The sequence below is a fragment of the Virgisporangium ochraceum genome (assembly GCF_016863655.1).
Lineage (GTDB): Bacteria > Actinomycetota > Actinomycetes > Mycobacteriales > Micromonosporaceae > Virgisporangium > Virgisporangium ochraceum.
On sequence record NZ_BOPH01000017.1, the window covers coordinates 1 to 19828 of the forward strand.

Below are 19828 nucleotides of genomic sequence, written 5' to 3' on the forward strand. Positions count from 1 at the left end.
ACACTAGAGGCCCTGTTCAGCCGCCCACCTGCGCAGCTCGGCCTCGGCCTCCTCGTGGGTCAGCGGACCCCGGTCGAGCCGTAGCTCCTTCAGGTGCCGCCACGCCTTGCCCACCAGCGGGCCGGGCGGAAGCCCGAGCAGCTTCATGATCTCGTTGCCATCGAGGTCGGGCCGCACCCGGGCGAGGTCCTCCTCGGCGGCGATCCGCTCGATCCGCTCCTCCAGCGCCGTGTAGTCGGCGGCCAGCGCGGCCGCCTTGCGCCGGTTGCGGGTGGTGACGTCGCTGCGGGTGAGCTTGTGCAGCCGCGCCAGCAGGTCGCCGGCGTCGGTGACGTACCGGCGCACCGCCGAGTCGGTCCACTCGCCCCGGCCGTACCCGTAGAACCGCAGATGCAGCGCGACCAGCCCGGCCACGGCGGAGATCACGTCCTTCGGGAACTTCAGCGCCGACAGGCGCTGCTTGGTGAGGCGGGCACCGACGACCTCGTGGTGGTGGAAGCTGACCCGCCCACCGGTGCCGACCGCCTTCGTGGCCGGCTTGCCCACATCGTGCATGAGCGCGGCCATGCGCAGCACGAAGTCGGGACCCTCGCTCTCCAACGCGATCGCGTTGCGCACCACGGTGAGCGTGTGCTCGTAGACGTCCTTGTGCTGGGCGTGCTCGTCGATCTCCAGCCGGAGCCCGGCGAGCTCGGGGAGGAACTGGTCGGCCAGGCCGGTGTCGACCAGCAGCCGCAGGCCGGCGACCGGGTCGACGCCGCACATCAGCTTGACCAGCTCGTCACGGATGCGCTCGGCGGTGATGCGACCGAGATCGGCGGCCATCGCCTCCATCGCCTCGCGGACCGGCGGCGCCACCTCGAACCGCAGCTGCGCCACGAACCGCGCGGCCCGCAGCATGCGCAGCGGGTCGTCGGCGAACGACTCCTCCGGCGTGCCGGGCGTACGCAGCCGGCGCGCGGCGAGGTCGGCCAGGCCGCCGTGCGGGTCGGCGAACACGTGGCCGGGCACCGACACGGCCATCGCGTTGACGGTGAAGTCGCGGCGGCGCAGGTCGTCGTCGAGCGACCGGCCGTACTTCACGATCGGGTTGCGGCTGACACGGTCGTAGGCGTCGGCCCGGAAGGTCGTGACCTCCAGGCGCAGCCCCCCGCGGCTGAGCCCGATCGTGCCGAACTCCTGCCCGGTCGTCCAGACCGCCTCGGCCCAGCCCTTGATGATCTCGAGCGTCTTCTCGGGCCGGGCATCGGTGCAGAAGTCGAGGTCGTCGCCGAGCCGCCCGAGCAGCGCGTCGCGCACCGAACCGCCCACCAGGTGCAGTTCGTGCCCCGCGGCGGCGAACCGGCGACCGAGCTCGTCGGCGACGGGGGAGACCCGCATGAGCTCGGTCACGGCCCGGCGCTGGGCCGCGGTCAGCTCGCGGTTCGTCGTCGAAGTAGAGGTCTCGGACATCGGACGAACCTTAGCTGGGACGACGAAAGCTCCGCGCCCGGGTTTACCATCCAGCGGACGCCGCAAGATCGGGTGCAGACCCGATCGACCGCTCCGCGTAATCTCGTATGCCATGAGCCGGCCCGGTGATCCCGACGAGACCGTCGCAGCTCCCGCCGGCACAGACCCGGAACAAACCGTGGTGGTGCCGCCTGTCGGCGACTTCGACCAGACGGTGACGATGGCGGCGTCCCCGGTGACGGCCCTCGACACCCCGATCGCGCCCCCGCTGCTGGTATCGGGACCCTCCCCGGCGGACCCCGACGCCCGGCCCTCGGTCGACGAGACGATCGTGATGGCGCCGATCCCCGACGGCGGCGCGCCGCACCCCCCGGTGCACACCCACCGTGCCCGGCACGCGGCGCCCCCGACCGCGGTAGGAGCCGCCCGCGTACCCGAGGCGCCCCCCGGAGGAGCCGCCCGCGTACCCGAGGCGCCGCGCCAGCCGTACCTCCCGCCGCACATGCCGAGCGCCGCCACCGGCCACGCGTCGGTCCCGGCACCGCCCCTGCACGCCGACCGGACGATGGCCGTCGGCATCCCGGGCATCCCCGGTGCCGTGCCGCCGCCCGTGACCGGTCACGCCCAGGCCCCGACCGCGGTACCGCCACCCGTGACGGGTTCCGCGCAGGCCCCGACCGCGGTGCCGCCGCCGGTGGTCGGCTCGGCGCAGGCCCCGACCGCGGTTCCGCCGCCGGCCGTCGGGTCCGCGCGCGTGCCCGAGGCGCCGGCCGTGCCGCCGACGACCGATGGCACCACCGGTCCGGACTCGTCGGTCGTACCGCCGGTCACACCGCCACCCAACCTCGAACAGCCCAACCTCGGACAGCCCGGCCTCGACCAGCCCGTGGCGGCCGGCCCGCCCGACGCGCGGCCAACCGAGGCTGCGGCTCAGGCTGCGGCGCCGGCCGAGGCGCGCAGCGTCGCGCGCAACAGTGCGGTGATGGCCGCCGGCAGCATCGTCAGCCGGCTCACCGGGTTCCTCCGGGCGGCGGCGATCAGCGCCGCGCTCGGTGCGGGGCTGGTGGCCGACGACTACCAGCTCGCGATCACCCTGCCGAACATGGTGTTCGAGCTTCTCGTGGGTGGCGTCCTCTCGAGCGTCATCGTGCCGATCCTGGTGCGCACGCGGAAGGCCGACGCCGACGGGGGACAGGCCTACACGCAGCGTCTGCTCACGCTGGCGGTGATCGCGCTCGGCGTCGCCACCGCGCTGGCGGTGGCCGCCGCGCCGGTGTTCACCGAGCTGCTCACCTGGTCGAACGACAGGATCCAGGACGAGGACAAGCGGCTCATCACCGACCTGGCGTACCTGATCCTGCCGGCGATCTTCTGCTACGGCATGGCGGCGCTGATCGGTGCGGTGCTCAACTCCCGGGGCCACTTCGCCGCGCCGATGTGGACGCCGATCCTCAACAACTTCGTCGTGATCGCCACGGCGGGCGTGTTCATCCTCGTGACGCGCGGCGACCTGGTCGAGCCGAACACGATCTCGAGGGCGCAGATCCTGGTGCTCGGCCTCGGCACGATGAGCGGCATCGTGGTGCAGGCCGCCGGCCTGCTGCCGGCCCTGCGCCGGGTCGGCTTCCGGTGGAAGCTCCGGTTCGACTTCCGCGCGCTCGGCCTCGGCGAGATGGGCCGGCTGGCGAGCTGGATGCTGCTGTTCGTCATCGTCAGCCAGATCGGGTTGTTCGTCGTCATCGGCATCGCCAAGGCGGTGGGCACCGACGGCGAAGCCGGCGTGATCGTGTTCCAGAACGCCTTCCTGATCTTCATGATGGCGCACGGCATCGTGGCTGTGTCTGTTCTCACGGCGCTGATGCCGCGGCTGTCCGGCGCCGCGGCCGACGGGCGCCATCAGGACCTGGTCGGCCACCTCAACAGCGGGCTGCGGCTGGTCTCGGTGGTGCTGGTTCCGATCACCGCCGCCTACCTGGTGCTCGGCACGCCGATGGCGGTGACGCTGTTCCAGTGGGGCAACTACAACTCCGAGGCCGCGCTGGCCACGGGTCCGGTGATCGCGGTCGCGGGCCTCGGCCTCGTGCCGTACGCGGTGATGCAGCTCCAGCAGTTCGCCTTCTACGCGCTGCGCGACACGCGGACCCCGGCGCTGCTCAACGTTCCCGTGGTGGCGCTGCGGGTGGGCGTCGACCTGCTGTTCTTCTGGCTGCTGCCGACCGCGGCGGTCACGGCGGCCCTGATGGGCGGCAGCGCGCTGTCGTTCGTCTTCGGAGCACTGGTGAGCATCCGTCTGCTCCGCCGCAAGCTGGGGTACCTCGGGCTGCGGCGGGTGGCGTCCGCGCTGGTCAAGCTGGTCGGCGCGGCTGCCATCGCCGCGCTTCCCACGTACCTTCTCGTAGACCTGCTGAGCGGCGAGTTCGGCACCGGAAAGGGAGCCAGTTTCGTGCAGCTCCTGGTTGGCGGTGCGCTGCTGTTCGGCCTCTACTATGTGTGTGCACTGATGTTCCGGGTGGCCGAAGTTCGGGACCTTACCCGGATGGTCCGTGGCCGGCTCGGCAGATCCGGATAGCTGACCGGATAACTGAACAGTCGGTTCGTCGCCGAGTGAGACGACCGAGGTACAAACCGGGCGCGCTGCGTCCTGTGGATTGGCGCAAGGCAGGTAGGGTCGCTCTAGACCGTCGTGTCCGCCGAATAGGCTGTGAGACAAGGTCCGGCGGAAGGGAGGACGGGTGACGCCGATGGACGACGACCCTCAGGCGCGTACCCCCGCTCCCCAGGTTCTGGAGTACGGATCACCGCAGGTCGGTGAGGTACTGGCCGAGCGGTACCGGCTCGAGGAGCACATCGGCGACGACATGCTCGGTCGCCAGCTCTGGCGCGGCGCCGACGTGATCCTCCAGCGTCCGGTAACGGTTGTGTTGCGGTATCCCGGTGGCGACTCGGCCGCCGAGATGCTGTCGGCCGCCGTCACCGCGAGCCGCATCGTCCACCCGCACCTCATCGGCGTCTACGACGCGATCGACGAGGGCGACCGGGCCTACGTCGTCCGGGAATGGGTCGAGGGCACGTCGCTGCGCAAGGTCGTGGCGAGTTACGGCCCGCTGGAGGCAGACAAGGCCGTCGCGATCGCGCACGCGGTCGCCGCCGCGGTCTCGGCCCTGCACGACACCGGTATGGCGCACGGCAACGTGCAGCCGGGCACGGTGCTCATCGGAGACGACGGCCGGGTCGTGCTCGGCGACGCCCGCGCCGACGAGGCCGCCACCGTCGAGTCCGACATCCGCGCGGTCGGCGCGGTGCTCTACTGCGCGCTCACCGGGAACTGGCCGCACGCCGAGGCCGGTGTCACGGCCGAGGCCGACGCCAGCCGGAACGCCGCCGGGGTCATCCTGGCGCCGCACCAGATCAAGGCCGGCATCCCGAACCAGGTCGATCAGCTCGCCGTCGACCTGCTCAACCCGAACCTCGACCTGCCAACGGCCGACGTGCTGGCCCAGGAACTGGGGCACCTCGACAACGCCGAGGGGTCGCTGTTCGCCGACGAGCCGCTCGACCTCGACGCGTTCGACTCCGCCGCCATGGCACCCGAGTCGTCGACGCCCACCGGCCGGAAGATGGCGATCGTCATCGCCGCGCTGCTGGTCATCGCGATCGCCGGCACGATCGCCGCGGTGAACACCCTGGGCGGCGGCAGCAGCGGCACTCCGGGGCAGCAGCAGGCCAACGGGGCGCCGCCGTCGGTCTCCGCCCCGCCCACCACGGGCACCGGTGCGGCGGCTCCGATCGCGATCCAGGCGGCATCCGTGCGCGTCGTGGCGCCGGTGAACGAGCGCGACAACAACGACCGGGTCGGCGCCGCCGTCGACGGCGACCCGAACTCGGCGTGGCGCACGAACCAGTACTTCGGCTCCGCCAACTTCGGCAACAACGGCAAGCCCGGCATCGGCCTGATGATCGACCTGGGCAAGGAGACCTCGGTCTCCGCCGTGCAGATCGACATGGTGCGCGGTGGCGCCACCGTCGAGCTGAAGGGCAGCCCGACGCCCGTCGACAACTCGCAGTCGGGCGACCAGGCCGCGGTCGCCTGGCCCACCATCGGTGAGAAGCGGGCCGACGCGCCCACGAAGCTGATCCTGCCGGGCCAGGACCAGCGGGTCCGGTACCTGCTGATCTGGTTCACGAAGCTGCCGAACTCGCCGAACGACGGTGCCGACCGGTTCCGGCTCGAGGTCATCGACGTCACCGTCCGCGGGGCCCAGTCACCGTAGGTCTCCACCGTTGGCGCGATCCGGATAGATTGCACGCCGTGCCCGTCGAAGACAGCCGAGACGACGCCACGCTGCTGCGTGCGCATCTCGCGGGCGACCGTGACGCGTTCGGCATCCTCGTCGGCCGCCACCGTGACCGGTTGTGGGCGGTGGCGCTGCGCACGATGGGCGACCGTGAGGATGCCGCCGACGCGCTCCAGGACGCCCTGCTCTCGGCCTACCGGGCAGCGGAACGCTTCCGCGGCGACAGCGCCGTCACCACATGGCTGCACCGCATCGTGGTGAACGCGTGCCTCGACCGCATCCGCCGGCAGAAGGTCCGCCCGACGGTGCCGCTGCCCGAGGTCGACACCACCGTGGCGCCGGCATCCGACCGGGAGGTCCGGCTCGACGTGCAGGCCGCGCTGGCCCAGCTACCGGTCGACCAGCGGGCCGCCCTGGTACTGGTCGACGTGTACGGGTACGCGGTGTCGGAGGCGGCGGAGATCCTCGAGGTCGCCGAGGGCACGATCAAGAGCAGGTGCGCGCGGGGACGGGCGCGGCTGGCCGGGCTCCTCGGGTATCTACGGAACCCGTCGGCGTCCGCGAGCGTCGGATCTGAGCGGGAGGAGGGTGCATGAGCGAGCGCGTGGACTTTGACCGGCTGGCGGACTACGTCGGCGGGGCGCTCGACGGCACCCCCGACGCCGCCGAGGTGCGCCGGCTCGTCGACACCGACCCGGAGTGGGCCGCCGCGCACGACACCCTGGCCGCCGCGGTGTCGACCGTCGCCGTCGACCTCCGTGCGCTCGGCGCCGTCGTCGACCCTGTACCGGAGGCCGTGGTCGCCCGGCTCGACGACGCCCTCCGTCACCTCGGATCCACCGACGACGCGGCGCGACCCGCCGCGGAGGCCACGCCCGGCGGACCTCCCGCGACCGCCGACCGGGTGGGGAGATTCTCGCCGCCCGGGCGCGAGCGGGTCGCGAGCGGACCGGGCGGCACGGGGCCGGGACGGGAGCGGAGGCGCCGGACGGCGCGGTGGGCGGCCGGGTTGTCGGCGGCCGCGGCCGTGATCGCGTTCGGCATCGGGGTCGTCGCGACGTTCCCGACCACAGACAGCGGGTCGGAGAGCACGGCCGCCGGCGACGCGGCCGCACCGGCCGTGGCGCCGTCGCCGGAGGTCGCCGCCGGCGCCAACGCCGGTGGCGCGGCGAGCACCGGGCGCGACTACCGGGCCGGCTCGTTCGACGGCCTGGCCGACCTCGCGCCAGTGCCCTTCGCGGGCTCCGACACGAGCCGCGACCGAACCGACGCCAAGGCGGCCCAGGTGCCGCCGGCAGACGGGGAGGCGCCGCCCGAACTGGCCCGGTTCCGGTCGCCGGCCGCCGTCGAGTCCTGCCTCGACGCGATCCGGCGGCTGTTCGGCGGCGACGTGCGGGTGACCGACCTCGCACGGTACGAGGGCCGGCCGGCGGTCGTCGTGCTGCTCGACAACTCAGTCGTTGGCGGGGGCCGGCCGCTGGTCGTGGTCGCGGGACCGCGCTGCGGGGAGATCCCCGGCGACGTCGACGAGGTTTACCACGCCCCCTTGGCGTGACCTGACACACGGACCGCGCACCATCGGGAATGACCACTTCGTACGATGGCGTTCTGCTGGTGACGTTTCGTAGAAGGAGCATCTCGTGGACGAGGTCCGCAGCCTCATCATCGTGGGGTCTGGCCCGGCCGGGTACACCGCCGCCGTGTACGCCGCGCGCGCCAACCTGAAGCCTCTGGTGATCGAAGGTGTGACCTCGGGTGGGGCCCTGATGACCACCACCGAGGTCGAGAACTTCCCGGGGTTCCCCGACGGGATCCTGGGACCCGAACTCATGGACAACATGCGCAAGCAGGCGGAGCGCTTCGGTGCCGAGTTCATCACCGACGACGCCACCCGGGTCGAGCTCGAAGGCCCGGTCAAGACCGTGTGGATCCACGAGACGGCCTACAAGGCCCGCGCCGTGATCCTGTCGACCGGTTCGGCCTGGCGGCCGCTGGGCGTGCCGGGGGAGCAGGAACTGCTCGGGCACGGCGTCTCGTCGTGTGCCACCTGTGACGGGTTCTTCTTCCGCGGCCAGCAGATCGCGGTGGTCGGCGGCGGCGACTCGGCGATGGAGGAGGCCACGTTCCTCACCAAGTTCGCCGAGAATGTCACGATCATCCACCGGCGTGACTCGTTCCGCGCCAGCAAGATCATGGCCGAGCGTGCGCTGTCGAACCCGAAGATCTCCGTCGCCTGGAACTCGACCGTTTCCGAGGTCATCGACGGCGGAGGCAAGGTCAGCGGCGTCCGGTTGACCGACACGGTCACCGGCGATTCGCGTGAATTGCCGGTCAGCGGGGTGTTCGTGGCGATCGGCCACGACCCGCGGAGTGAGCTTTTCCGCGGGCAGGTTCCCCTCGACGAGAACGGGTACGTACTCGTGGAGGCGCCGAGCACGCGCACGTCGGTCACCGGTGTGTTCGCCGCGGGCGACTTGGTCGACCACACGTACCGGCAGGCGATCACCGCCGCCGGCACGGGTTGTGCGGCCGCGCTGGATGCCGAGCGGTTCCTGGCCTCCCTGGAACAGTAGGAGTTGAGTTGAAGGTCGTTACCGACACGTCGTTCACCAGCGACGTGCTGCAGTCCGACAGGCCTGTGCTTGTCGACTTCTGGGCGGACTGGTGCATGCCGTGCCGCAAGGTCCAGCCGCTGCTCGAGGAGATCGCCTCCGAGCTCGGCGACAAGGTCGAGATCGTCAAGCTCGACATCGACGCGAACCCCGAGGTCACCCGGGCGTACCAGGTGATGTCGGTTCCGACGCTCACGGTCTTCCGGGGCGGGCGCCCGGTCAACACGCTGATCGGCGCGCGCCCGAAGGGTGACCTTCTGAAGCTGATCGAGTCGGCTCTCTAGCGCCTGCTGGGAGAGAGGGCCGAACTGTCGGACGTTTGACGGGCGCCCCGGCGGGACGGGTGATTGTCCCCCGCCGGGGCGCCCGCTTATGGTGGGCCGCTTGATCTTTTCGACCTTCCCGGGCTGCGGCCTTCTCGCGTTGGTTGTACGCTCCGGCCGGGTATCAGGCGTTTTGGCCCCGTAGCTGGCTCTGTGGTGAATCGTGTTATACGTGACACATCTAGGAGGCTTGTGGATGCGTCCGATCCGGCCCGGCGAGCGCGGTCCAGCCGTCGCGGAGATTCGTAACGTCCTCATGACTGTGGGTGCTCTCGCCGACGGTCCCGCGCATGACTTCTATGACGCCTCCACCGAGCAGGCGGTCCGCGCGTTCCAGCAGAGTCGCGGTCTCTCCACCGACGGCGTCGTGAGCGAGGAGACCTGGCTCGCCCTCGACAGCGCCCGCTGGCGCCTGGGGCAGCGCGCCCTCTACTACGGCGTGTCCGACCCGTTCACCGGCGACGACGTCCTGCAGCTGCAGGAGCGCCTCCTGGAGATGGGTTACGACCCGGGCCGTACCGACGGCATCTACGGCCAGCGCACGGCCCGCGCGGTCGCGCAGTTCCAGCGCGAGGTCGGGCTCGACTCAGATGGCTCCTGCGGGCCGCAGACGCTCGGCGCGCTGCGGCGGCTCGGCCGGAAGGTGGTCGGCGGGCGTCCGCAGTGGTTGCGGGAGACCGTGGCGTTCGGTTCCTCCGGTCCGGCCCTCCTGGGCAAGCGCATCGTGATCGACCCGGGCCACGGCGGCTCCGACCGGGGCGTGGTCGTGGGTCCGTACGCCGAGGCCGACCTGGCGTACGACCTCGCCGCCCGCCTCGAAGGTCGGCTGGCCGCCGCGGGGATGCGGGTGTTCCTGACGCGCGGACCGGCGTCCGGCGACGTCTCCGACCGCGAGCGGGTGTCGCTGGCGAACGAGCTGGGTGCCGATCTGTTCATCTCGCTCCACGTCGACGGCTACAAGAACCCGGAGGCGGAGGGCGTGGCGACCTACCACTTCGGTACGACGGCGGGCGTCTCGTCGACGGTGGGGGAGCGGCTGGCAGGTCTGGTGCAGCGCGAGATCGTGGCCCGCACCGGCATGCGCGACTGCAAGACCCACGGCAAGGTCTGGGACCTGCTGCGGCTGACCCGCATGCCCGCGGTGCGCGTCGAGGTGGGGTACCTGACGTCACCCAACGACCGGGCGCGGTTGGTCGACCCGCAGTTCCGGGAGCTGGTGATCGAGTCCATCATGGCCGCGGTGCAGCGGATGTACTTCCCTGTGGACTCCGATGTGCCGACCGGGTCCATCGACGTGAGCGCGCTGCGGGCGTTGGTGGCTGCGGAGTCTTAGTGGTTCTTCTGATGGCGGCCGGTCCCCTGTGGGGGCCGGCCGCTTCTCTCTCTACGACTTGTCTTTACGGCGTCTTGTTGCGACTTACCTTTACGAGGAGCTGCGGGTGGCCGGCGCCGGGCGGACGGGGCGCAGGAGCGCGTCGGGCGTCATCGAGCCGAGCAGCTTCTCCAGCGCGTACTCCACGTCGGACTTCCACGACAGCGCGGTGCGCAGCTCGAGCCTCAGCCGCGGGTAGCGCGGATGCGGCCGGACGGTCTTGAACCCGACGCTGAGGAAGAAGTCGGCGGGGGCGAGGCATCCGGTGCGGTTGTGGTCGCGCTCGTCGGCCTCGCCGAACTTCGCGTCGCCGAACGCTTCGATCGCCTTGATGCCCCGCTTGGTGAGGTCGCGGGCGACTCCCTGTACGAGCATGCGGCCGAGCCCACCGCCGGCGAACGGACCGACGACGTGCGCCGTGGTGAGGAGCACCGCGTCGGGCGAGACCGGCGACGTCGGGAAGGCCATCGAGCGGGGGACGTACGCCGGAGGCGCGAACATGACGTACCCGGCCGGCATGCCGTCGACGTAGATGAGCTTGCCGCAGGAGCCCCACTCCAGCAGCGTCTGGGAGACCCAGGCTTCCTTCTCGAGGGCGGGGTCGCCGGTGGCACAGGCCCGTTCGGCGGCTACCGGGTCGAGCTCCCAGAAAACGCACTGCCGGCACGAGCGCGGCACGTCTTCGAGCGTGTCGAGGGTCAGATTGACCAGGCGTCGCGACATACACCGATCCAGACGATCAGAGTTGGCTGGCCGAGGGGCCTCAGGCATCCAAGCAACAGATCGTACGCGCGTTGGGTCGATCAGGGGAGATGACGGTGATATTTGTCGTTTATGCCCTGTGGTGGTCGGTACAGCGGGTGACGGCCCTTTGTACTTCTCGGCCTACGCCTCCGCTTGGGCCTCTGCCTCGGTCTTGGTCTTGCTCTGTGCGCCGGCCTCGGTCCTTGCCTGGGCCTGGGCCTCGGCCTGGGTCCTTGCCTTGGACTGGGCGGCCGCCATTGCGTCGCCGGTGGGGAAGACCATTGTCTGGGTGCCGTTCCCGGAGACGCCGCTCGTGCCGAACCGCATCGTGGGGGACTGGTCGGCGGGTGCGTTGCCCGGGCCGCTCTGGGCGGCCGAGCGAGACCCTTCGGGAGCGCCCTGTGAGGCGGCCTGCGGGCCGGTCTGGCCGGCGTGCGGGTCTGTGGTGCCGGCGTGCGCGTCGGCGCGTGTGGCGGATCCTGTGGCGGGTCCTGCGACGCCTCCGGTGCTCGTTCCGGTGTCGTCCGCTCCGGGTTCGCCGTTTGCTCCGGCTGCTCCGGGTTCTCCGTTTGCTCCCGGCGCTCCCGGTGCTCCGGCGCCTCCGTTGCCGGCGCTGGCTCCAGCGCCGGTGGTGAAGCGAACCGTCGAGCCGCTCGCGACGTCGGCCAGGTTGACCGTCTCCCCGCCCGCCGTCCGAGCGGTGGGGATCCGGACGGTCTCGCCACCGCCGACGTCCGCCAGGTTCATGGTGCGGTCGGTTCCACGGGAAACCACGTCGTCCGTTTCACGGGCCGGCTGCCCGGTTCCCCGTGAAACCGTGCCGCCCGTCGTTCCGCGGGGGATGGCCACGGTGGTCACGCCGTCGCGCCCCACGGGGGCGGGCACGTGTAGTTCGCGGGTCAGCTCGCCGGTCTCGGCCGCGACGACGCTGGAGCCCATGCCACCGGTCTCGACCGGGTCCTCGGCGTCGTCGACGGCGAACGCCGGCTCGGAGTCGTCGACCTCGGCGCCGTTCGGGATGTTCAACAGCGCGGGGGACTGCCAGTCGATGTGCGGAGGCTCGGCGAGCGCTTCGCCGCCGAAGTCCGCGAGCCACGCTGCGACCAGAGCCAGGTTCTCGCGCCACTGTGTCTCGGGGATGCGGGGAAGGATGTCGTCCCACAGCGAGAGGAACGTGCCGCGGAGCTGGAGCCGACCGGCCGGACGCGCGAGGAACCAGACGTGCAGATGCGCCGACCCGTCGCCCCACCGATTCACGTGAACCCGAGCCACTCCGTCGAGCGAGCGGATCGCCCTCTCCAGTCGGACGGTCAGCACTCCGAGTTCCGCCGCGAGGAGGTTGGTCAGATCACCCATGTCGAGGTGCGACCGTGACTCCAGGATCAGCACCATCGGCAGCCCGGTCGGACGGTCGAGCGAGCGCACCCGCCACCGCTCGCTGATCCAGATGTAGGCCGAGTCCGGCGCGCGGCAGGCGCTGCACTCGGACGGATCCTCGCCGTGGCGGGGCGGCTCCTCGTCTACCGGATCGGCGAGCCGCTTGACCCGCAGATCACCCTCGAACGGGAACGTCGGCCAAGAGGTGAAGGCCGGGAGAGGGAGGGGTGCGTCCGACACGTGCCGACCCTATAGGACATGCGAGGGGCCTGTCGTTCCCCTGGTTGGCGCTCCTTCGGTCGACACCCGGTCGGCCATGAAACCGGGCCGGCCACCGGGTCGCCGCGCGGCCGGCCGCCGGGGCAACAGGGGAGATCGCCGACACCGTGGGGGCGACCGCGAACGGTCATCGTCGCCCACCGGGCCGAGCAGCCCCGGCGTTTGCCTAGCTCGGCAGTCCCGCCCCACCGGAGCTGCGCAGCCCGTCACCCCGGCGTTTCATCCACAGGCCCACAACGCCGCGACCGGCGGTTTCACGTGAAACGAGGCCCCCCTGTGGAAATCTCCTGTGGAAACCCGTGCGGCGGATGGGGCCGGCGGAGAAGGGGAGGCGGGTGGTTGCCGCCGACCGGTCCACGGACAAGCAGAACGGCCGGCGTCTCCGCCGGCCGTTCGATGTTCCTTGCCTCCCGCTGGAGCCCGGTGCGCTACTCCCGGCCTTCCATTCCGATGATGCCGACGATGCGCTCCAGGTCGTCCACCGTGGCGAACTCGATCGTGATCTTCCCCTTGCGACGGCCGATGTCGACCTTCACGCGGGTGTCGAAGCGGTCGGACAGCTTGTCGGCCAGGTCGTTGAGCGCCGGTGCGTGCGGCTTCGCCCGGCGCTGCGTGGGAGCGGGCTTGTGACCGTTCTCCGCGTCGGCGAGCGCCAGCTTCACCAGTTCCTCGGTCGCACGCACGGACAGCCCTTCGGCGACGATCCGTCGAGCGAGCTGCTCCTGCTGCTCCCCGTCGGTGATGGCGAGGAGGGCCCGTGCGTGGCCCGCCATCAGTACCCCGGCGGCGACCCGGCGCTGAACCGCCGGTGGCAGGTTCAGGAGACGGATCGTGTTGGAGATCTGCGGACGGCTCCGGCCGATCCGGCGCGCCAGCTCCTCGTGGGTCGCCCCGAACTCCTCCAGCAACTGCTGGTACGCGGCCGCCTCTTCCAGCGGGTTCAGGTTGGCCCGGTGGATGTTCTCGAGGAGCGCGTCGCGGAGCATCGCGTCGTCGCGGGTCTCCCGCACGATCGCTGGAATCGACTCGCGCCCGAGCGCGGTCGCCGCGCGCAGACGGCGCTCGCCCATGACGAGCTCGAAGCGGTCGGGCCCGAGTTCGCGGACCACGATCGGCTGGAGGAAGCCGACCTCCTCGATCGAGGTCTTCAGCTCGTCGAGCGCTTCGTCGTCGAAGACCTGGCGCGGCTGCTTCGGGTTCGGCGTGATCGCGCTGACGGGGATCTCAGCGAAGCGGGCACCCGGAACGGGAGCGAGCTCCTCGGCCGGCGCGGGCGCCGGTGCGGCCGGCGCCTCGGTCACCTCCGGTTCGACCGCCTTCGGGGCGGCCGGCGGCTCGACCGGCGACGCCGGCTCGGGCACGGTCTCAAGCGCCGGGACCGAGGGGGTCGGCACCGGCGGTGCCTCCGCGACCGCCGTCGCCGTGCCCCCGCCGGCCGGCGGGGGAGCAGTAGGGATCAACGCGCCGAGGCCCCGGCCGAGACCGCCGCGTCGGGTTGACTTCATCCGTTGCCTCCGGACTGGGTGCGCTGTGCGCCGGGCTGGGTGCGCTGAGCGCCGCGCAGCGCGATTTCCTGTGCGGCCTCAAAGTAACTCACTGCGCCCCGCGAACCGGGGTCGTACGTCATCACCGACTGGCTGTAGCTCGGCGCCTCGGAGACCCGGACGTTCCGGGGGATGACGGCGTTCAGGCACTTCGCTCCGAAGTGCGCCCGGACGTCCTGCTCGACTAGGTCGGCGAGTCGCGTGCGGCGGTCGTACATGGTCAGGAGGACCGTGGTGACCTCGAGCACCGGGTTCAGGTGCGACCGGATCATCTCGATGTTCTCGGTCAGCGCCCGCACACCCTCCAGCGCGTAGTACTCGCACTGGATCGGGATCAGCACCTCGTCCGTCGCCACAAGGGCGTTGACGGTCAACAGACCGAGTGACGGCGGGCAGTCGATGAAGATGTAGTCGTACTCGCCCTCGGAGGCCCGGATCGCGCGCTGGAGCCGCGATTCACGTGCAACCACCGAGACGAGCTCGATCTCCGCACCGGCGAGGTCGATGGTCGCGGGGACGGCCCACAGCGTGGGGATTCCCTCGACCGCCTGCGTCACCGCGTCGAGCGGGACGCCGTCGATCAGGCACTGGTAGATGTCCGGCACACCGGAGTGGTGTGGCACGTTCAGTCCCGTCGAGGCATTGCCCTGCGGGTCGAGGTCGATGACGAGCACCCGGTTGCCGTGGAGCGCCAGCGCGACCGCGAGGTTCACGGCGGTGGTGGTCTTCCCGACGCCGCCCTTCTGGTTCGCGACGCAGAGGATCCGCCGCTTCGGCGGTCGAGGCATGGTGATCTCGCCACTGGGATTCAGGATTTCGACCGCTCGCTTCGCTTCCTGGGCCAGCGGCGGATCCTCCGTTTCACGTGAAACGTAGGCGTCGGTCATATCGTTCTCCGCAAGATCAGACTCGGGAATCGGGCGCGGCGCGGGCCGGAACGGCGACTCATCCGATACTCCCCTGTGGGACGCCTCTTCGACCCGACCGACACGGCCATCGTCGGAAACATCGGCCGGACGGACAGGTGTGGGCGCCGGGGAGAGGCCGCCCGGGGGCCGGAACACGGGCGCGGCCGGACCCATCCCAGCGACCGTACTAGAGGGCACCCCACCGCCGGGCGGTCCACCCCGAGCTGAGACCGCCGGCGCCGGGCCGTCAGATGCGGGACGCGCGTGCGGCGGCCCGCCGGCTCCCCGGCGCAACGATCCCACGGGACCCGACTGTGGCGGCCCCGCCGAACCGACCGCGGACCGCTCGTCGCCCCCAGGCTGGAGCCCGGTTGGGAGATCGGCCTGGAACCCGGTCTGGGTTCCGGCCTGGAGCCCGGCCGGCCCTGGCCCGCCCGCGGGCTCCGGCGATGCTCCTCCCGAACTGGCCGGGTGGAGACCCTCCAAGGGCTCCCACGATGGCTCTTCCGGGCCCTCCGAACGCAGTCCACCAGAACGTTCCTCTGACGGTTCCCTGAAGTCCGCTGGGCGCAGCCCTCCGGAGGGTTCGCCAGAAGCCGCTGGACGAATCCCCGCCGAGCGACCCTCGGACGCCTCATCGGTCGGCCGCAACCCACCCGAACGCTCCCGCGCCGGGGCGTCCGGGTCGGCGGGCCGGAGACCGGCCGACCCTGTCCGCAGCGGCTCGGGAGAGCCCGACTGCGGGGAGCCCGGGATCGATGGGCCCGGGACCGACGGACCTAAGGGCGGCCAGTCCGACGCCGGCGGGGCCGGTGGGCCCGAGACCGGCGGGGCCGAGACCGGTGCCGGTACCCCCGACGACTGAGCCGAGACCGCAACCGGGGACCCCGCCACACCCGCCGACGCACCCGGAAGCGGGGCGACCGGCACCGTTCCCGACTCCGGCGACGTCTCAGGGGACCCGGGCGACCCAGCGGTCCCAGAGGTCACCGGATTTCCGCCTCGGCCGTAGACCGTGCCCGTGCGTTGGATCGGAGCGGGCAGGTGATCCGCTTCCGCTGTCGCGACCCGGGATGGCGCGGCCGCGCGTCCCATGAAACGGCCCATGTCGACCGTCGAGGTCGCCTCCTCGTCCAGCGGACGTGTTTCACGTGAAACCGGCGGCCCTTCTGAGCCGCCCGCGTTCCGTTCCGGAACGAAAGCGTTGTCGCGCACCGTGTCCGATCCATTCGATCCCGATGATGGGGCGCCGCGAATGTCCGTCGACTGCGGCGCCGAGCCCGATTCCGACACCTCGGTGTCCGTATCGATTGCGCGCGCCAAGCCTACGGTCGACGGCTCAGCCGTGCTATGCCCGTCTGACTCACAACTTGATTCGGACCGCTTCCGGCGGCCCCGAAAGGCCGGAAACATGGTCCGAACCCGCCGCTTCAGCCCCGCCCAACCGCCCCGCCGATCCACTGCTTCATGAGGCTCTCCGACGTCCCCCAACGCCAATCGCCGCATCCAGGAATCCCCCGCTTCTATTTCCTCGGGTGATCGCCCCCGTCACCCGATCGCGCGCCCCCATGCGTCCCTCGGGCATCACGGGCCTCTTGCGCCCCGCGGCCTCCGGACCGTCCTGCACCGGCGGAGCGGGCTCGTCCGCCCGCTCGACCACCGGCAGGCTTCTTCTCCACCCGAGCCTCGCCCCGAGCCGCGTGTGCGTCATCGCGGGCCTGGGCACGGGAGTCACCCCGAGCACCGGCGCGGGTGTCACCCCGAGCATCGGCCGGCGTTCCGCCCCGGGCCTCTGCCCGCGGTTCGGCTCGGGAGCCACCACGCGAGGAACCACCATGCGAGGAGCCACCACGCGAACCGGCCCGCGACTCACTCCGGGAGCCGGCTCCCGCATCGGTCCCAGACCCACCTCGAGACCTGACGGACCCGCCGGCCGTCCCCGTGTTCCGGATCTCCACGACCGTCGTCGGCTCGGGCAGCAACCGCATCCCGCACTGGACCAGCGACGGAGACCCACCACCCAGACGCCGCACCGCGGCCCGGTGCTCCTCGATCTCATCCGCCGCCGACGAGCCCTTGATCGCCAGCAGCACGCCACCGGGACGCGCGAGCGGGAGGCACCAGGACGCAAGCCGGTCCAGGGGGGCGACCGCGCGGGCGGTCACCACGTCGGCCGGTTCGAGTACGTTGACGCACTCCTCGGCGCGGGCCCGTACGACCTCCACCGACGACAGGCCGAGCTCCTCGACCACCTCGGTCAGGAACGCGGTTCGACGCGCCAGCGACTCCACGAGGGAGATGCGAAGGTCAGGGCGCGCCACCGCTAACACGATACCGGGCAAACCCGCACCGGAACCTACGTCTACAACATAGACCCCAGACGGTACTAATTCGCCCAGAACCGCACAGTTGAGGAGATGCCGGTCCCAGATGCGGGGAGCTTCGCGGGGACCGATCAGACCCCGCTCCACCCCCGCGGTGGCGAGCAGGGAGGCGAACCGCTCCGCCAGAGGAAGGCGCTCGCCGAACAGCTCGACCGCCGCGCCAAGCAGCAGATCAGGAATGCCGTCAGGAAAAGATTGAGGAACAGCGCCAGGAGCGGCAGGAACACCGTCCGGAACGGCATCGGGCGTCGACGCGGCCCGCGTCGACGCCCGATCAGGTTCTGCCACCGATGTCAGGGAGCCGGACGCACGACGATGCGCCGGCTCGGCTCGACACCCTCCGACTCGCTCTCCACCCCGGCGAGCGCGTTGATGACGTCGTGCACGCACTTCCGCTCGAACGCGCTCATCGGCTCGAGCCGCACGGCCTCGCCGAACTCCTTGACCTTCTCGGCCGCGTTCTTGGCGATCGCGCCCAGCTCCTTGCGCCGGGTCGCCCGGTAGCCGCCGACGTCGAGGAGCAGCCGGCTCGGCGAGCCGGTCTGCCGGAACACCGCCAGGCGGGTGAGCTCCTGCAGCGCCTCCAGCGTCGCCCCACGGGTACCCACGAGCGAGTTCAACCGCCCACCGACGACCTCGACCATCGGACGGCCGCCCGACACGAGCTCGTCGATGTCGCCGTCGTAGTCCAGGATGTCGAGCAGGCCCTCGACGTAGTCGGCGGCAATCTCGCTCTCCCGGAACAGGTCGGTCTTCGCCGAGGGCGCCGCCCCGTTGCCGGACGCCTCAGCGCCCGAGTCGTCATCATCGTCCGCGTCGTCGTCATCGTCGGAATCGTCCGAGTCGTCGTCCGAGTCCTCGTCCGAGTCCTCATCGTCGGAGTCCTCGTCGTCGGCGGAGTCCGAGGAGGAGACGGAAGAGGGGACGGAAGAGGCGTCGGGGGAGGAGGTCTCGGTATCAGCGACCGCCTCGGCCTCGTCGACGTCGGAGTCGGCATCGGCGACGGGCGCGTTCACCACCTCGTCCTCGGTCGGCCGGGTCTCGATGCCGCTAACTTCGTTCACGTATTACTCCGCACTGTTCGGGGCACCCGCAGGCACCTGACGTCCGTCTAACGGGCGGCGAGCCGGTGGGGGAGCGCCACACCGCCCGGCAGCCGACTGCGGCTCCCGGGCGGTGGTCGCATCAACCCGACGATGGCCGGCGGGCCGTACCGCCCTTCTTGTTGCGCACCGGTTTGGCACCCACGCGGGGTCCCTGCACCTTGGTGGGCGGCGCCGCTGCGTCGTCCGCCTTCTTGCCCTTGTTCAGGTTCGGCTTGGAGGCCTTGCCGTTGGACGCGGCCTTGTTCTCGGTGCGGTTCCGATCGGCGGAGCCCAGGCCGAACGGGTTCTTCGAGGCCGGCTTCGCCGGGGTGTTGCGGCTGGCCGCCGAGCCGGACGCCCGCTCGCTCATCGCCTGGTACGAGGTGCCGGCCGAGGACATCTTCGGCGGCGGGTACTTGCGCAGCACCCAGAACTGCTGGCCGAGGGAGAACAGGTTCGTGGTGACCCAGTAGATGACCACACCGATCGGGAACAGACCGCCGGAGATCAGCAGCGAGAAGGGGATGCCGTAGAGCATCAGCTTCTGGATCATGCGCTGCTGCGGGTCTTCGGACCAGCCGGTCTTGAGGATCATCTGACGGCTGGTCATGTACGTGGTCACGATCATGATCGCGACCAGGAAGCCGGCGACGATCTTCACCGTGACGCCGCTGCCGTTCAGGTCGGCCAGCTGCTCGGCGCTCGACGTGAAGTGCGCCGGGATCGGCGCCTTGAACAGCGTCGCGTTGGCGGCGCTCTCGAACTGGTCGGCGGTCCAGCCGTAGAGAGTCTGCATGTTCTCGGGCCGGCCCGGGCGCACGCGCTTGAGCACGTGGAACAGGCCGAGGAACACCGGGATCTGCAGGAACATCGGGAGGCAGCCCATGAGCGGGTTGGCCTTCTCGGTGCGGTAGAGCTCCATGAGCTCTTTCTGCATCGACTCCCGGTCACCCTTGTGCTTGGCCTGGAGTTCCTTGATCTTCGGCTGAAGCGCCTGCATCGCCCGCTGCGACTTGATCTGCTTCACGAAGATCGGGAACAGGATCACCCGGACCGTGATCACCAGGAACACGATCGACAGGATCCATTCCCAGTTCGTTCCGAGGAACGCGCCATCCGGGAGCACCGCATCCCAGAGCCCGTGCCAGCGCAGCAGGATCCAGGAGATCGCGGTGTAGATATAGTCCATCACTTCGCGGCTCCAGAAGCTTCGGTGTCAGCCTGTCCAGTGTCGGCCTGTCCAGAACGGGCGGGCGGCACCGGGTCGTAACCGCCGGGGTGGAACGGGTGGCAGCGCAAGATCCGCCAGGTGGTCAGAAGCAGTCCGCGCACGGGGCCGTGCACAGCGACCGCCTCCAACCCGTATGCGCTGCACGAGGGGTAGAAACGACAACGCGCCGGTATCACCGGGCTGATCCATCGACGGTACCCGCGGATCGGGGCCGCGATGATC

Annotated in this window: 13 protein-coding genes and 3 pseudogenes; 7 read left to right on the forward strand and 9 right to left on the reverse strand. The window is 70.9% G+C overall.

Going from position 1 to position 19828, the window contains the following annotated elements; genetic code table 11:
- Positions 1 to 3: 3 nt before the first annotated feature.
- A complete protein-coding gene (locus Voc01_RS05600) occupies positions 4 to 1452 on the reverse strand; it encodes a CCA tRNA nucleotidyltransferase (protein ID WP_203926186.1) in 1449 nt (482 codons plus the stop codon).
- A gap of 112 nt (positions 1453 to 1564) precedes the next feature.
- On the opposite strand from Voc01_RS05600, the gene murJ reads away from it, so the two are divergent.
- From murJ to Voc01_RS05635, 7 genes and pseudogenes are all read left to right on the forward strand, one after another.
- Complete coding sequence (murJ, locus tag Voc01_RS05605; protein ID WP_203926187.1) at positions 1565 to 4021, forward strand: murein biosynthesis integral membrane protein MurJ; 2457 nt, start codon at positions 1565 to 1567, stop codon at positions 4019 to 4021.
- Positions 4022 to 4193: 172 nt separating this feature from the next.
- The gene (locus Voc01_RS05610; RefSeq protein ID WP_203926188.1) at positions 4194 to 5723 is read left to right on the forward strand and encodes a protein kinase domain-containing protein; all 1530 of its coding nucleotides are present in this window, start codon (positions 4194 to 4196) and stop codon (positions 5721 to 5723) included.
- A gap of 38 nt (positions 5724 to 5761) precedes the next feature.
- Positions 5762 to 6331: pseudogene (gene sigM, locus Voc01_RS05615) on the forward strand (RNA polymerase sigma factor SigM); the annotation flags it as partial.
- A gap of 8 nt (positions 6332 to 6339) precedes the next feature.
- Entirely contained in the window at positions 6340 to 7302 is a 963-nt protein-coding gene (locus Voc01_RS05620) for an RsmA family anti-sigma factor (RefSeq protein WP_203926190.1), read from the forward strand.
- Between the two features lie 85 nt (positions 7303 to 7387).
- A complete protein-coding gene (gene trxB, locus Voc01_RS05625) occupies positions 7388 to 8320 on the forward strand; it encodes a thioredoxin-disulfide reductase (protein ID WP_203926191.1) in 933 nt (310 codons plus the stop codon).
- Positions 8321 to 8328: 8 nt separating this feature from the next.
- Positions 8329 to 8643 carry a thioredoxin gene (gene trxA, locus Voc01_RS05630; protein WP_203926192.1) on the forward strand — a complete coding sequence of 105 codons (315 nt, stop codon included), beginning with the start codon at positions 8329 to 8331 and terminating at the stop codon, positions 8641 to 8643.
- A gap of 235 nt (positions 8644 to 8878) precedes the next feature.
- Entirely contained in the window at positions 8879 to 10015 is a 1137-nt protein-coding gene (locus tag Voc01_RS05635; RefSeq protein WP_203926193.1) for an N-acetylmuramoyl-L-alanine amidase, read from the forward strand.
- 90 nt (positions 10016 to 10105) lie between these two features.
- On the opposite strand, the gene Voc01_RS05640 is transcribed toward Voc01_RS05635, so the two are convergent.
- From Voc01_RS05640 to yidD, 8 genes and pseudogenes are all read right to left on the reverse strand, one after another.
- On the reverse strand, positions 10106 to 10777 hold the full coding sequence (locus tag Voc01_RS05640) for a GNAT family N-acetyltransferase (protein ID WP_203926194.1): 672 nt from the start codon (positions 10775 to 10777) through the stop codon (positions 10106 to 10108).
- Positions 10778 to 11826: 1049 nt separating this feature from the next.
- Positions 11827 to 12190, reverse strand: a pseudogene (locus tag Voc01_RS55035) (hypothetical protein); the annotation flags it as partial.
- A gap of 692 nt (positions 12191 to 12882) precedes the next feature.
- On the reverse strand, positions 12883 to 13959 hold the full coding sequence (locus tag Voc01_RS05650) for a ParB/RepB/Spo0J family partition protein (RefSeq protein ID WP_203926195.1): 1077 nt from the start codon (positions 13957 to 13959) through the stop codon (positions 12883 to 12885).
- Complete coding sequence (locus tag Voc01_RS05655; protein WP_275423695.1) at positions 13956 to 15080, reverse strand: ParA family protein; 1125 nt, start codon at positions 15078 to 15080, stop codon at positions 13956 to 13958. Before Voc01_RS05655 ends, Voc01_RS05650 begins: the two co-directional genes overlap by 4 nt.
- Before the next feature lie 1730 nt (positions 15081 to 16810).
- Positions 16811 to 17470 (reverse strand): annotated as a pseudogene (gene rsmG / locus Voc01_RS52845) (16S rRNA (guanine(527)-N(7))-methyltransferase RsmG); the annotation flags it as partial.
- 113 nt (positions 17471 to 17583) lie between these two features.
- Positions 17584 to 18354: a Jag family protein gene (locus tag Voc01_RS54415; protein WP_307781559.1), complete on the reverse strand. Its 771-nt coding sequence runs from the start codon at positions 18352 to 18354 to the stop codon at positions 17584 to 17586.
- 121 nt (positions 18355 to 18475) lie between these two features.
- Complete coding sequence (gene yidC, locus Voc01_RS05670; RefSeq protein WP_203926197.1) at positions 18476 to 19564, reverse strand: membrane protein insertase YidC; 1089 nt, start codon at positions 19562 to 19564, stop codon at positions 18476 to 18478.
- Positions 19564 to 19827, reverse strand: coding sequence for a membrane protein insertion efficiency factor YidD (gene yidD / locus Voc01_RS05675; protein ID WP_203926363.1), 264 nt, complete (start codon positions 19825 to 19827; stop codon positions 19564 to 19566). The genes yidC and yidD overlap by 1 nt, the downstream gene beginning before the upstream one ends.
- Position 19828 lies beyond the last annotated feature (1 nt).